We start from the raw sequence: 14,680 nt of genomic DNA on the forward strand, positions 1-14,680 counted from the left end.
GCCTGCTTTCGCGCGGTCGGCCGCGCAACGGTTCGCGTCGCCCTTTGAGTCCTGGAGTTCGGCCCCGGCAGAGGTCAGACTGGGCGGATGGAGTATGCCGGAGCAGTGCCGATGGACGCCCCTGACCCGAGCGCCGATTTCGAAGCTCGCGTGCGCGGGCTCTCCTTCCCGGTGTTCCAGCTGCGGACGCAGCCGTCGCTCACGCGGATACCAGGTGCCTCGTTCATGGAGATGGGCGCGTCGGCGACAACGGGCGCGCCGATGGCACTGGCGGAGTCGTCGGTGTCGCTCAACTACACGCTGTGGAAGAATCCCGACGACCATTCCGACCCTCGCAACGAGATCGAGTTGGACCCCGACCTCCGGCGGTCGATCGAGGAGGAACCGCCGTGGGGTCGCCCAGCGTGGCTGATCGAGCGGGCTCAGCTGCTCAAGTACCCGATGCTCTGGGAGGCGGTGCGCACCAGCTGGCAGGCGTCACCCGATCCCGAGCGGCACGCTCTCTCGCAGCAGCTGGTCGACCACGCCAATCACATACTGCGCAACAGATTCCGCGAGGAGCTCGGACTTTCCGACCTGCCGAGCGAGGGTGACGACGGCTGGGAGGCGAAGACATCGGCGGCGAGGGATGCCGTCGTCGCAGTCGATGGCCGGAATCGACCGGGTGTGCAGATCGACACCGATCCCTTCGTCTACGCGGTAGGGTTCCGCGTCGACGAGCACGTGGTCTGCACGACGGTCGTTCCCCGCGACAGCCTGCCGATGATCGACCTCGCCATCACGACCTACGAGTGAGCCGACGGGTGTCCGGCGAGTCCAACCGCCTCGTGGCGGGACATGGCCTGGTGGCGCACGAGGATGCGGCGTCGTAGCATCCCAGTGGAATCGTTCGACGACGAGGAGGCCGTCCATGACGCAGCACACTCTCGAGCTCCCGGAGGTCGATCTGGTCTACGACGTTCACGGGCCGCTGCCGACAGCGGAGGGTCGCCCTCCGCTGATGATGATCGGGCAGCCGATGGACGCGAGTGGATTCCAGGCCCAGGTGACGCTGTTCGACGACCGCACCGTCGTGACCTACGACCCGCGCGGGTTGGGTCGGAGCACACGCAAGGACGGCGGCGTGACCAACGAACCAGAGACCCAGGCCGAGGACGTCCACGCGATCATCGAGGCGCTCGGCGCCGGCCCGGTCGACATGCTGGCGAGCAGCGGCGGTGCTGTGACCGCGCTCGCTCTGGTCACGGCGCACCCGCACGACGTCGCGACCCTGGTCGCCCACGAGCCGCCGATCGACAGCGTGCTGCCAGACGCCGAGGCTGTCCATCGTGCGCGGGTGGCCTACACGAAGGTGTATCAGGACAAGGGTTGGGGTGCCGGAATGGCGGCGTTCATCGTGATGACCTCGTGGGAGGGCGAAGTCACCGACGAGCACCTCGCGCAGCCTGCGCCGGACCCCGCGGCGTTCGGGATGCCGACCGAAGACGACGGTTCGCGGGATGACCCGTTGCTGTCAGAGCTGTCGTGGGCGGTGCCCCTCTATGTGCCGGACATCGAAGCTCTGAAGGCGGCGCCGACCCGGATCGTGGTGGCGGTCGGGGAGGAGTCGCTGAAGGTCTACACCGGACGCACTGCGATCGCCCTGGCCGAGCAGCTCGGCCAGCAGGCGACGGTCTTCCCCAGTCACCACGGCGGTTTCATGGGCGGCGAATTCGGCTATGCAGGCCAGCCCGAAGCCTTCGCGGCGAAGCTCCGCGAGGTGCTCGACCGATCGTAGAGGTGAGAACGCCGCCTACGCGCTCTCGCGCACCACGAGCTCGGTGTCGAGGATGACCGAGCGGGGCGATGCTCCGGCGATGACCTCGAGCAGCACGGCGACCATCTGCGCGCTGATCTGATCCCAGGGCTGGCGCATGGTCGTAATCGGAGGCTCGTGGGTGGCGGCGAGGCCCGAGTCGTCGAACCCGGCGATCGCGATGTCCTCCGGCACGCGGTGTCCGGCACGGCGGGCGGCGGCGATGGCTCCGGCGGCCATCCGGTCGGATGCTGCGAACACGGCGTCGACGTCGTGCTCGAGCATCCTCGTCATGGCGGCCTGCCCTGATTCGTACGAGTAGTCGCCCACCTCGACCAGCGTCTCGTCGAACTGCTCGCCGAGCTCTTCGCGGAAGCCGACCAGGCGGTAGCGCCCGCCGGGGGTGTCGTCGGGGCCGGTGATCATGCCGATGTGGCGGTGTCCCTGTGCCACGAGGTGCGCGGCCATCGTGCGGGCCGAGGCGACCTCGTCGACCGAGATCGTCGAGAGCTCGCGTTCGTGCCCGAGGGGCAGACCGCAGCAGACGGTGGGGATGCCGACCTCGATCAGCTGGTCGAGCAGCGGGTCGGACTCATGCGATGAGATCAGCATGACGCCGTCGACATGACCGGCGCTGAGGAACTGGGCGACGCTCTCGCGCTCGGCGGGCGTTCCGGCGACGAGCAGCACCAGTGTCATCGCCCGCTGCGCGAGGGCTTCGGCCGCTCCGCGCAGCAGCAGTGCGAAGGTCGGGTCGTCGAACAGCAGCTGCTGCGGCTCGGTCAGCAGAAACGCCAGTGAACCGGCGCGGCCCGTCGCGAGACTGCGCGCGTGATGGTTCGCCGTGTAGCCGGTGGCGAGGATCGCCTCTTCGACGGCCTGCCTGGCATCGGGGGACACCCAGTGCCCGCCGTTGATCACACGCGAGACCGTGCTGCGGGACACCCCCGCCTGCGCCGCGATCTGGCGGATCGTCGGCTTGCGCTTCGCGCTGACATCACTCATCGCCTGTGACTCTACCCACAGCATCCCATCGAGCGGTAGTCCAACCTGGGACCGGTCTCAGTTCGGTAACGGCAGTTGTGATCGACGGCAGACCTGGGGTAGAACTGAGACCGGTCCCAGTCACTCTCATGAGTCAGGCTGAGACCGGTCCCAGTCGAATGAGCGACAGCACGCCGGGACCCGCACCACGACCATACCGACCCGATGGAGTGCCGATGACCTCGCCCCACGCCTGGCCTGAGCTGCGCGGAATCGCCTATGGCGGCGACTACAACCCCGAGCAGTGGTCGCCCGAGACGTGGCGCGAAGACGTCATCCTGATGCGCGAGGCCGGAGTCAACCTGGTGAGCGTCGGCATCTTCTCGTGGGCGCTCATCGAAGTCGCCGAGGGCGAGTTCGACTTCGCCTGGCTCGACGAGCTGCTCGACCTGCTGCACGCGAACGACATCAAGGTCGACCTGGGCACGCCCACGGCATCCCCGCCGGCGTGGTTTTTCGCGAACCACCCCGACGCCCACGTGATCGACCGCGAGGGTCGCACGATGGGCTTCGGCTCGCGTGGCATGGCCTCGCACTCGTCACCGGCCTACCGCGAGGCGATCGTGCGGATCGCGGATGCTCTCGCGGCGCGCTATGCGCAGCATCCGGCCGTCGTGCTGTGGCACGTGCACAACGAATACGGCGTTCCCGTCGGCGAGGACTACTCGCCGAACGCGGTCGCCGCCTTCAGACTCTGGCTCCAGGAGAAGTACGGCTCGCTCGATGCGCTGAACAGCGCGTGGGGCACCGCCTTCTGGGGTCAGCACTACTCGGCGTGGGAGCACGTCGGTGCGCCCGCCATCGCCCCGAGCGTCGTGAACCCGGCTCAGCGCCTCGACTTCGCGCGCTTCACGGATCACCAGCTGCGTGCGTGCTTCATCGCCGAGCGCGACGCGATCCGCGCGCACGCCGATCAGCCGGTCACGACGAACTTCATGGCGAACCAGAGCTGGACCACAGACCTGTGGGCCTGGGGCCGCGAGGTCGACATCGTCTCTGACGACCACTACCTGTGGGCCGCCGACGAGGACGCGCACATCGGGCTCGCGATCGCAGCCGACCTCAGCCGCTCAGTCGGCGGCGGCAAGCCGTGGATCCTCATGGAGCACTCGACCTCGGCCGTCAACTGGCAGCCGCGCAACATCGCCAAGCGTCGCGGCGAGATGAAACGCAACTCCTTCACGCACCTCGGCCGCGGAGCCGACGGCATCCTGTTCTTCCAGTGGCGCGCAGGCCGCTCGGGCGCCGAGAAGTTCCACTCCGCGATGCTGCCGCACGCCGGCACCGAGTCGCGGGTCTTCCGGGAGGTCGTCGATCTGGGTGCCGCGCTCGGCCGCCTCGACGAGGTGCAGGGCAGCACGGTGAAAGCCGACGTCGCGATCCTCTGGGACTTCGAGTCGTTCTGGGCACAGGACCTCGAATGGCGCCCCTCCGAAGATGTCACGCACGCCGCCCAGGTTCGCCGCTTCTACGAGCGGCTGTGGCGTGACGGCATCACGGTCGACTTCGCCCTGCCGGGCCAGGACCTCTCGGGCTACCGCCTGGTGGTCGCTCCGGCGCAGTACCTGTTGAGCACCGCGGATGCCGCGAACCTCACCTCGTATGTCCGCGACGGCGGCACGCTGCTCGTGTCGTTCTTCTCGGCCATCGTCGACGAGAGCGACGCCGTGCACGCCGGTGGCTTCGTCGCCCCGCTGCGTAAGGCGCTCGGGCTCACGGTCGAGGAGTTCCTGCCGCTGCGCGAGGGCGAGAGCCACGGCCTCGACTGGGTCGATCACGACGGCATCATCGCCGACGTCTGGCAGGAGGACATCGCGCTCGAAGGAGCCGAGGTCATCGCGAACTTCTCGGGCGGACCCGGTGAGGGCGAGCCCGCGATCACGCGTCACCGTCACGGGGCGGGCACCGGCTGGTACGTCGGCACCCGGCTGGATGCGGCGGGAATGCGCGCGCTCCTGCACGAGGTCTACGCGGATGCCGACGTCACCCCGTCGGGTGTCGCCGAAGGCCTCGAGGTCATCACCCGTCACGGCGCCGACGCGGTCTACCGCATCGCCGTGAACCACCGTGATGACGACGTCGAGCTCGAAGCCGCAGGCGTCGAGCTCCTCAGCGGCGCCGAGATCTCGGGCGCCCTGACGATCGCGGCGGGCGGGGTCGCCGTCATCCGCACCTCCCACTGACAGCACGACCCGCACGACCCGCATCACCCTGCACCACCACGAACCACACAGCAACACCCACCCCGGTCGCGATGACGCGCAGCGCATCGTCGGCCACGACAGATAGGAAAACGCATGCGCAAGCACATCGGAGTCGGCGCACTCGCTCTGGCCGCGGCCGTGGTCCTCGCGGGCTGCTCCGCCGGCGCACCCGAAGGCGGCGACGACGCCGCATCCGGCGACGGCGCTGAACTCGTCATCTGGACGGACGCTGAGCGCGAAGCCGCGATCACCGCAGCCGCCGAGGCGTTCGAAGAGGAGACCGGAGCCAAGGTCACCCTCGTGCAGAAGAACTTCGAGGACCTCCGCAACGACTTCATCGCGCAGGTTCCGACCGGCGAGGGACCCGACATCACGGTCGGCGCGCACGACTGGCTCGGGGCGCTCGTCGCGGCCGGTGTCGTCGACACGATCGACCTCGGCGACAAGGCGTCGGAGTTCGAGCAGGTCGCCCTCGACGCCATGACCTACGACGGCCAGCTGTATGCGATGCCGTATTCGCTCGAGACCATCGCCCTCGTGCAGAACGTCGACCTCGTCGGCGCCGAGGCCCCGGCCACCTGGGACGACATGATCGCCAAGGGTGTCGCGGCGGGCACCGAGCGTCCGTTCGTCATCAACACCGGCGGCGAGACCGGCGACGGATACACGATGTACGGACTGCAGACCTCGTTCGGCGCCCCCGTCTTCGTGCAGGATGACACCGGCTCGTACACGAGCGAGGTCGGCATGGGCGGAGCACCCGGCGAGGCGTTCGCCAGCTGGCTCGGGGCCAACGGCTCGAGCGGCACCGGCTACATCTCGACCACCATCGACTACGACATCAACAACGAGCTGTTCGCGTCGGGCAAGGCCCCGTACACGATCCAGGGCCCGTGGGCCATCAGCGCGTTCGACGGAATCAACGTCGCCGTGAACCCGATCCCCTCTGCGGGCGGCGAGCCCGCAGCCCCGTTCGTCGGCGTGCAGGGCTTCTACCTCTCGAGCAAGAGCAAGAACGCCCTTCTCGCCCAGGAGTTCCTCGTGAACTACCTCGGCACCGAAGACGCGCAGCGTGCCCTCTACGAGGCCGACCCCCGCATCCCCGCGTGGTCGACGCTCGCCGACGAGGTCTCGTCCGACCCGATCACCGCCGGCTTCGTGGCCTCCGCCCAGAGCGGCGTGCCGATGCCGTCGATCCCCGAGATGGGTTCTGTCTGGGATCTCTGGAACGCCGCGCAGGCGCAGATCATCAACGGCGCCGACCCCGTGTCGACGTGGAACACCATGGTCGCCGACCTCGAGACGACTCTCGCGGGTTGACCGACCGAATGCCGGTCGTTGAGCGAGGACGCGAAGCGACCGAGACGAAACGCGTCATCGTACGCGGGCGCGTTTCGTCTCGCTTCGCTCGCTCAACGACCGATGCATCGACAGGACTGATGACATGACGATCCAGGCACCACCGGCCGAGGCCCCCACCCCCGTGGTGAAGCCCTCGCGCGAATCCCACGCCCGTCGCTTTCGCGGCCTCGGCTGGGGCTTCCTCATCAAGCTCGCCCTGATGGCGTTGGTCAACGCCTTCGGCATCATGACCGCGATCTCGGCCTGGAGCGCCGAGTCATGGATCGTCCTCGGCGTCGTCGTGCTGCTGGTGATCATCGCCGACTGGGTGTACTTCACTCGCAAGGCGCTGCCGCTGAAGTACCTGCTGCCCGGGCTGATCTTCCTGCTCGTCTTCCAGGTCTTCATCTTCGGCTACACGGCGTACATCGCCTTCACGAACTACGGCACGGGTCACGTCGGCACACAGGAGCAGGCGGTCGAGGCCGCGCTGATCCAGGGCGAGCGTCGCATCGAGGGCTCGTCCGACTACCCGCTCTCGATCGTGCAGCGCGGCGACGAGCTCGGCTTCGCAATCGTCGATGACGACGGTGACGTGCAGGTCGGATCCGCGACCGAGCCGCTGACCACCGCATCCGGTGCCGAGATCGGCACCACCGGCGCCCCGAGCGAGGTTCCGGGGTGGACGGTCGTTCCCCGGGCGACCGTGCTGACCGACCCGACGCTCGGAGCGACGATCAAGGACCTCAGGGTGCCGGTCTCGGACGACCCGAACGACGGTTCGATCCGCACCCGAGAGGGCTCGACCGGCTCGGTCTACGAACCGACGCTGGTGTGGGATGCCGAGGCGCAGACGATCACCGACACGCAGTCGGGCACGGTCTACACGGCGACGGATCTCGGTGCGTTCGTGGCCGAAGACGGCACGGCGCTGCCGACGGGGTGGTCGGTGAACGTCGGGTTCGCCAACTTCCTCAAGCTCTTCACGGATGCGAACCTCGCGGGCACCCTGTTGAGCGTCACGGTCTGGACCTTCGCGTTCGCGATCCTGTCGGTCGTGCTGAGCTTCGCCGTCGGACTCGGCCTCGCGATCGTCTACAACGACCCGCGCGTCAAGGGTCGCCGGTTCCTGCGAGCGCTGTTCATCCTTCCCTACGCGTTCCCCGCATTCATGGCCGCGCTGCTGTTCCGCGGCATGTTCAACGCCGAGTTCGGCGTGATCAACGACCTGTTCTTCTTCGGCTCGCAGATCAACTGGCTCGGCGACCCGTGGCTCACCCGAGCCGCGGTGATCTTCGTGAACGTGTGGCTGAGCTACCCGTACTGGTTCCTCGTGTGCACGGGCGCGCTGCAGTCGCTGCCGGGCGAGACGCTCGAAGCGGCCGAGATCGACGGTGCGAACAAGCTGCAACGCTTCCGCGCGATCGTGCTGCCGCTGCTGCTCGTGTCGACCGCCCCCCTGCTGATCGCCTCGTTCGCCGTCGCGTTCAACAACTTCACCGTGATCTACACCTTCAACAACGGCGGGCCGGCCATCGCCGGCGCTCCGTACGCACTGGGCTCGACCGACATCCTCGTCTCGGCCATCTACGACGTCTCGGGCGTCTCAGGTGGTGCGGCCGACTACGGCCTCGCGAGCGCGCTGTCGATCATCGCCTTCATCGTGGTCGGTCTCATCTCAGCGCTGAGCTTCCGACAGACCCGCAAGCTCGAGGAGTACCAGTGATGAGTGAGACAAGAGTCATCGTGACCGGTTCATCGAAAGGAGCGGATGCCGCGCGCGCAGGCGCTCGACGGCGTCGGTGGTGGGGCGAGGTCGGCTGGAAGTACATCCTGGCCGCAGGCGTGCTGTTCTTCGCCGCATTCCCGCTCGTCTACGTGCTGTCGGCGTCGCTCAACCCGAGCGGCAGCCTCGCGGCATCCAGCGCTCTGTTCAGTGCGTTCGATCCCGCGAACTACATCGCCCTCGGCGAATCGCGCTACTGGGTGTGGTTCGGCAACACCCTGCTGATCGGCGGCGTGACCGCGGTGGGCTCGGTGCTGATGGGAGCCTGCGGCGCCTATGCGTTCTCGCGCTTCCGCTTCAGTGGGCGGCGCGCGAGCCTCACCACCCTGCTCGTGCTGCAGATGTTCCCGCAGGCGCTGGCGTTCATCGCCATCTTCCTGATGCTGCAGACCCTCGGCGACGTGGTCCCTGCTCTCGGCATCAACTCGAAGATCGCGCTGATCTGCGTCTACCTCGGCGGTGCACTCGGCGCGAACACGTTCCTGATGTACGGCTTCTTCAACACGATCCCGGTCGAGATCGACGAGTCCGCGAAGATCGACGGCGCCAGCCATGCGCAGATCTTCTGGCGGCTCATCATGCCGCTGGTCGTGCCGATCCTCGCGGTCGTCGCCCTGCTCGCATTCCTCGCGGCGTTCGGCGACTTCATCCTGTCGAAGATCATCCTCACGTCCGAGGACAACTGGACCCTCGCCGTCGGCATGTACCAGTGGGTCTCGAACCAGCTGACCTCGCGCTGGGGGCTCTTCGCCGCCGGTGTCGTCGTCGCCGCCGTGCCCGTGCTCGCGCTGTTCTTCTCGCTGCAGAAGTACATCGTCGGAGGGCTCACCCAGGGATCCGTCAAGGGCTGATCCTCTCTTCCGCACCGCTCGAAAGGCCGTCATGCACCGTCGCACGCGTTCCCTTCTCTCCACCGCCCTGGCCACGGTCACCGCCGTCGCCCTGATCGGCGTCGCGCTGCCGGCGTCGGCCGCGCCATCCCCGGCATCCGTGCCGGCTGCTGTCGCCGCCGCCGAACCGGTGGATGCCGGCATCACCGTCCCTCGGGTCGAGAACCTGCCCGACGACTTCATCGGCGGCGTCGACGTGTCGTCGGTGCTGTCTCTCGAAGAGTCGGGCGTCGTGTTCCGAGACTCCGACGGCACGCCGGGTGATCTGTTCGAGATCCTCGCCGACGCCGGGGTCACCGATGTGCGGGTGCGCGTGTGGAACGACCCGTTCGACGCGAACGGCAACGGCTACGGCGGCGGCGACGTCGACGTCGACCGTGCGATCGAGATCTCTCAGCGCGCGACGGATGCCGGACTCGGGGTGCTCGTCGACTTCCACTACTCCGACTTCTGGGCAGACCCCGCCAAGCAGCAGGTGCCCAAGGCCTGGGAGGGGATGACGGCTGACCAGGTCGCCGCCGAGGTCGGCACCTTCACCCGTGACGCCGTGCGGCGCCTGGTCGATGCGGGCGTCGACCTGCGCATGGTGCAGGTGGGCAACGAGACCAACGGCGGCGTCGCCGGAGTGCGCGGCTGGGACGACATGGCGAAGGTGTTCTCGGCAGGTTCCGCCGCCGTGCGCGCCGAAGCGCCCGACACTCTCGTCGCCGTGCACTTCACCAACCCCGAGCGGGCCGGATTCTATGCCGACGTCGCAGCCCAGCTCGACAGCCACGACGTCGACTACGACGTGTTCGCGTCGTCGTATTACCCGTTCTGGCACGGCACCCCCGAGAACCTCACGTCGGTGCTCTCGCATGTCGCCGAGACCTACGGAAAGAAGGTCATGGTCGCCGAGACCTCGTGGGCGTTCACGCTCGACGACGGAGACGGCCATGGCAACGTGGTCGACCTGCCGTCCGAGGCGACGCAGTATCCGGTGAGCGTGCAGGGCCAGGCCGATGCGGTGCGCGCCGTCGTGCAGGCCGTCGCCGACGTCGGCGAGGCCGGGATCGGCGTGTACTACTGGGAGCCCGCGTGGCTGCCGGTCGGCACACCCGCTCAGGTCGATGCGAACAAGGTGCTGTGGGAGCGCGACGGATCGGGGTGGGCGTCGAGCTTCGCCGGTGAGTACGAGCCGCATGATGCGGGCCAGTGGTTCGGCGGATCGGCGTGGGACAACCAGGCGCTGTTCGGCTTCGACGGCACGGCATCCGATGCGCTGAACATCTTCTCGTACGTGCGCACCGGGGCCCAGGCTCCGCGCGCGGTCGAGTCGGTGCAGCCCGTGGCGCTGCAGCTGGTCGAGGGTGACTCCGTCGAGCTGCCGGGCGAGGTGTCCGTGCTCTACAACGACGGCTCGTCGGAGCAGCAGACGGTCACCTGGTCTGACGCGGCGCAGTACATCGAGGGCATCGGCGAGTACGCGATCTCGGGAGTGACGGATGCGGGCCTCGCGGCCTCGGCCACAGTCACGATCTCGGCGCGCAACTATCTGCGCAACCCCGGCTTCGAGGATGCGGACACGAGCATGTGGGGTGCGACCGGGTCGGGCCTCACTCTGCGTGCGTGGGACGACCCGCGCAGCGGCACCCATTCGGCGCACTTCTATTCGGCATCCGGTTTCTCGTTCGAGCTGTCGCAGACGGTGACAGGGCTGCCCGCTGGGTCGTACGTCGCACGGGCATCTTTGCAGGGAGACGGTGAGGGTGCGGACGGACGGGCTTCGCTGTCGCTCTCGTCGCCGTCTGCAGCGGCCGCCGCTGCGGCCTTCGGGTTCGACGGCTGGCGTGTGTGGTCGACGCCGACGACCGAGGCGCTGCAGGTGGGTGCCGAGGGCACGGCGACCGTGCGGATCTCCGCGGCGCTGCCGGCGGGGGCGTGGGGCACGATCGACGATCTCGAGCTCGTGCGCGAACCGATGCCCGGTGTCGATACCACGCAGCTGCGGGAGCGGCGCGATGCGGCTGCGGCTCTCGACCTGACGACGTATGTCGAGTCGTCGACGACCGCCATGCCCGATGCGATCGCGCGTGCCGACATCGTGCTCGCAGCGACCAGCCCGAGTGAGGATGCCGTGGCGGGAGCCGTAGCGACGCTCGATGCCGCCGTCGACGCACTCGTGCGGAAGGATTCGGCGACGGCCGCGCCGGCTCGCGGGGTGCTGTCGCACGACAACGGCCATGACACCGGGCTGCTCGACGGCGACTTCACGCTCACCATGAATCTGTGGTGGGGGCAGAACGCCACCAAGCTGCGAGTGTTCGAGAACGGCGTGCTGATCGAGACGGTGCCGCTGACGTTCGGAGGCACCGGTGCGCAGACGGCACAGGTCGCCGTGACCGGCAAGGCGAACGGCAGCTACGTGTACACCGGCGAACTGGTCAACTCGCGAGGCGTGACGGCGGTGAAGCCCGTGACGGTGAAGGTGAAGGATGCGGCTCCCGGCACGCCCGTGCTGTCGGCCGACAACTGGGACGGCGACGGGTCGTACACGCTCACCGCCGACATGTGGTGGGGCACGAACGCGACCTCGTACCGCCTGTACGAAGACGGTGTGCTGATCTCCGAGGGCGACATGGTCGCGAACAGCCCCGCCGCGCAGCGCGTTGCGGTGCCGGTGTCGGGGCGGCCGGTGGGAAAGCACACCTACCGTGTGGAGTTCGTGAACGTCGCGGGCAGTACTGAGAGCAAGACGCTCACGGTGATGGTCAAGCGCTGAACTCGATACGAGAGACCTTCCGCCCGTTGAGCGAGCGGAGCGAGACGAAACGCGGTGGGGTTCCAGAGCGCTGAACTCCGGCATCCCACCGCGTGTCGTCTCGTCGCTGCGCTCCTCGCTCAACGACCGGAAGGAAGGATCACTTGCTGAGGAAGTCCTTCAGCGCGGCGTTGACCTCGTCGGCGTGGGTCCAGAGCAGGCCGTGCGGGGCGCCCTCGACCTCGACGTAGGTCGCCGCAGGCACTGCCTGGTGGAACCGGCGGGCGGTGGCGTCGATCGGCAGGATGTTGTCCTTGGTGCCGTGGAGGATCAGCGTGGGCTTGCCGGCATCGCGCACCGCATCCACGTCGCCGCGGAAGTCCTCGATCCACGACGAGACCACGGCGTAGGCGGCGACAGGAGCGCTGCCGATCGCGACGTTCCAGCTGCCGGTGACGGCCTCCTGGCTGATGCGCGAGCCGAGGTTCTCGTCGAGGTTGTAGAAGTTCTTGTAGAAGTCGGTGAACCAGGCGAAGCGGTCGCCCTTGGCTGCGGCCTCGATGCCGTCGAACACATCCTGCGGCACACCCTCGGGGTTGTCATCGCGCTGCACGAGGAACGGTTCGAGCGAGGCGAGGAACGCGAGCTTGGCGACCCGGTCGTGGCCATACGTGGCGACGTAGCGGGCGAGCTCGCCGGTGCCCATCGAGAAGCCGACGAGCACGACGTCGCGCAGGTCGAGGGTCTCGAGCACCGTGTTGAGGTCGGCGGCGAAGGTGTCGTAGTCGTATCCGGTGCCGACCTTCGACGACTGACCGAATCCGCGGCGGTCGTAGGTGATGACGCGGTAGCCCTGGGCGAGCAGCTCGCGGGTCTGGCGCTCCCAGCTGTGTCCGTCGAGCGGGTAGCCGTGGATCAGGACGACGGGCTGGCCCGATCCCTGGTCTTCGTAGTAGAGCTCGATCGGGGTGCTGTTCTCGTTTCCGACGGTGATGTAACCCATGATCCTGATCCTTTTCGATCCTGTGAGAACGGTCGTTCTCGGCTGATGTTGTCCACTGTAGAGAACGGTCGTTCTCATGTCAAGTACACTGAGAATATGACGGAGCAAACGGTGCGTGAACAGATCCTTGCGGCGGCGGACGAGCTCTACTACCGCAAGGGATACGCGGCTGTCGGCATGGACGAGCTGAGGGCCGCGGCCGGCGTGTCGCTGCGCCGCCTCTATGCGCTGTTCCCGTCGAAGACCGACATCGTCACGGCTGTCCTCGCCCGCAAGCACGGGGAGTGGGAGTCGGGGCTCACGGGGGCGGTGGCGGATGCCGGGGCTGACCCGCGCGACAGACTGCTCGCCGTCTACGGGTATCTCGAGGACTGGTTCTGCACCGACGATTTCCGCGGCTGCGCCTTCATCAACGCGTTCGGCGAGCTCGGCGGCACGAACCCCGAGGTGGCCAAGATCGTCCGCGACCATAAGGCCTCCTTCCAGGCGTATATGGCGGGGCTCGTGGTCGCGGCTGGGGCACCGGCATCGCTCGCCGCGCAGCTGTCGATCCTCGCGGAGGGTGCGCAGAGCACCGCGGCCATCGCCGCCGATCCGCAGGTCGCCGTGCAGGCGCGCAATGCGGCCGAGGTGCTGATCGACGCCGCCGTCGCCGCCTGATCGCGGCGCACTCGAGGATTTAGCTAGCCTGGCTAGCCTTCTCGGATGCCGGTGTCAAGGCTGGTGTGTTCCCGTGCTCACGCGCGTATGGTGCGAGCATGGAATCCCGGACGCAGGACATCGCCCGCCAGTCGATCATCATCGCCTCGGCCACGTTCATGCTGATAGCCGCGGCCGTGGGGTCCGGCGCCTTCGGCGGCACCTCGGTCAGCGAGCTGCAAGACGGAGCGCTCTCGGCGCAGGGATCGTATCTCGCCCCGGCCGGCCCCGCCTTCTCGATCTGGTCGCTGATCTACCTCGGCCTCATCGCCTACACGGTGTGGCAGGCGCTTACGCCGCAGCGGGCGGATGAGCGTCAGCGCGCGGTCGGCGGATGGATCGCCGCAACGATGATCCTGAACGGGCTCTGGCTCGTGACGGCGCAGTTCCTGTCTCTTCCGCTGACGGTGCTCGTGATCGCACTGCTGCTCGCCACCCTCGCCCGTGTCATCGTGATCCTCGGCCGCAGCCGTGCCCGGACCTGGCCCGAGCGCATCGTGGTCGACGGCGCGAACGGCCTGCACTTCGGCTGGGTCACCATCGCGACCGTGGCCAACACGACGGCGTGGTTCACGCAGATCGCCCCGGCAGCGTGGGCAGACCAGGCCGAGATCTGGGCGGTCGCCGTGCTCGCCGTCGTGCTCGTGATCGGAGTGGCCAGCGCGCTCGTCACTCGGCGCATCGCCCCCGCTCTCGCGACCGCGTGGGGCCTCGGCTGGCTGGCTGTCGGCCGCCTGACCGGCGAACCCGAGAGCACCGTCACCGCCATTGCCGCGATCATCGTCGCGATCGTCCTCATCGCCGCAGGCGTCTGGGGAGTGCTGCGCCGCCCACGCGCCGACACCGCCCTCTGATTCAGCGCTCGGTCGCGAATAGCCTGTTCTCATGAGTGCGGATCAGCTGAGCTTTCACACGACGATCGGTGTCGAGGTCAAGGGCGAGACGTGGAGTTGCGTCGAGATACCCGGCTCCGCCGAGTTCTTCGGAACCGGGAAGACGGTCAGGGTCGACGCCCTGATAGACGATGTGAAGCTCGAGAACGTCGGCGCGATGGTGACCGGTTCGGGTGGACACATGGTGTCGCTGAACGCTAAGACGCGGAAGTCGCTGGGCAAGGACATCGGCGACACCGTCGAGGTCACCATCATGAAGCGTTGATCACGCACACCGTTCACAAT

Annotated in this window: 12 protein-coding genes; 10 read left to right on the forward strand and 2 right to left on the reverse strand. The window is 67.9% G+C overall.

Going from position 1 to position 14,680, the window contains the following annotated elements:
* Window positions 1–87 precede the first annotated feature (87 nt).
* Window positions 88–795 carry a hypothetical protein gene (locus ASF87_RS07885; protein ID WP_056375394.1) on the forward strand — a complete coding sequence of 236 codons (708 nt, stop codon included), beginning with the start codon at window positions 88–90 and terminating at the stop codon, window positions 793–795.
* A gap of 115 nt (window positions 796–910) precedes the next feature.
* Complete coding sequence (locus ASF87_RS07890) at window positions 911–1,777, forward strand: alpha/beta fold hydrolase (protein WP_056375395.1); 867 nt, start codon at window positions 911–913, stop codon at window positions 1,775–1,777.
* 15 nt (window positions 1,778–1,792) lie between these two features.
* On the opposite strand, the gene ASF87_RS07895 is transcribed toward ASF87_RS07890, so the two are convergent.
* The gene (locus ASF87_RS07895; protein ID WP_056376416.1) at window positions 1,793–2,800 is read right to left on the reverse strand and encodes a LacI family DNA-binding transcriptional regulator; all 1,008 of its coding nucleotides are present in this window, start codon (window positions 2,798–2,800) and stop codon (window positions 1,793–1,795) included.
* A gap of 215 nt (window positions 2,801–3,015) precedes the next feature.
* Here ASF87_RS07895 and ASF87_RS07900 point away from each other — a divergent pair, with 215 nt between their 5' ends.
* From ASF87_RS07900 to ASF87_RS07920, 5 genes are all read left to right on the forward strand, one after another.
* A complete protein-coding gene (locus tag ASF87_RS07900; RefSeq protein ID WP_056375396.1) occupies window positions 3,016–5,022 on the forward strand; it encodes a beta-galactosidase in 2,007 nt (668 codons plus the stop codon).
* Between the two features lie 114 nt (window positions 5,023–5,136).
* Window positions 5,137–6,363 (forward strand): sugar ABC transporter substrate-binding protein, encoded by a 1,227-nt coding sequence (locus ASF87_RS07905; protein WP_056375397.1) that lies wholly within the window; start codon window positions 5,137–5,139, stop codon window positions 6,361–6,363.
* 124 nt (window positions 6,364–6,487) lie between these two features.
* On the forward strand, window positions 6,488–8,110 hold the full coding sequence (locus ASF87_RS07910; protein ID WP_056375398.1) for an ABC transporter permease subunit: 1,623 nt from the start codon (window positions 6,488–6,490) through the stop codon (window positions 8,108–8,110).
* Window positions 8,110–9,021, forward strand: a complete 912-nt coding sequence (locus tag ASF87_RS07915) for a sugar ABC transporter permease (RefSeq protein WP_056375399.1) — start codon at window positions 8,110–8,112, stop codon at window positions 9,019–9,021. Before ASF87_RS07910 ends, ASF87_RS07915 begins: the two co-directional genes overlap by 1 nt.
* Before the next feature lie 31 nt (window positions 9,022–9,052).
* Window positions 9,053–11,821, forward strand: coding sequence for a glycosyl hydrolase 53 family protein (locus ASF87_RS07920; protein ID WP_056375400.1), 2,769 nt, complete (start codon window positions 9,053–9,055; stop codon window positions 11,819–11,821).
* Between the two features lie 139 nt (window positions 11,822–11,960).
* Here ASF87_RS07920 and ASF87_RS07925 read toward each other — a convergent pair whose 3' ends face one another.
* Window positions 11,961–12,803: an alpha/beta fold hydrolase gene (locus ASF87_RS07925; protein WP_042538169.1), complete on the reverse strand. Its 843-nt coding sequence runs from the start codon at window positions 12,801–12,803 to the stop codon at window positions 11,961–11,963.
* A 96-nt stretch (window positions 12,804–12,899) separates the two neighbouring features.
* Between ASF87_RS07925 and ASF87_RS07930 the strand changes: the two genes are divergently transcribed.
* The 3 genes from ASF87_RS07930 to ASF87_RS07940 all read left to right on the forward strand — a co-directional run bounded on the left by ASF87_RS07930 (window position 12,900) and on the right by ASF87_RS07940 (window position 14,660).
* Entirely contained in the window at window positions 12,900–13,463 is a 564-nt protein-coding gene (locus ASF87_RS07930) for a TetR/AcrR family transcriptional regulator (protein ID WP_042538167.1), read from the forward strand.
* Between the two features lie 98 nt (window positions 13,464–13,561).
* A complete protein-coding gene (locus ASF87_RS07935; protein ID WP_056375401.1) occupies window positions 13,562–14,356 on the forward strand; it encodes a tryptophan-rich sensory protein in 795 nt (264 codons plus the stop codon).
* A gap of 31 nt (window positions 14,357–14,387) precedes the next feature.
* Complete coding sequence (locus tag ASF87_RS07940; protein ID WP_056375402.1) at window positions 14,388–14,660, forward strand: DUF1905 domain-containing protein; 273 nt, start codon at window positions 14,388–14,390, stop codon at window positions 14,658–14,660.
* Window positions 14,661–14,680 lie beyond the last annotated feature (20 nt).

The organism is Microbacterium sp. Leaf161, assembly GCF_001423645.1.
Classification (GTDB): domain Bacteria; phylum Actinomycetota; class Actinomycetes; order Actinomycetales; family Microbacteriaceae; genus Microbacterium; species Microbacterium forte.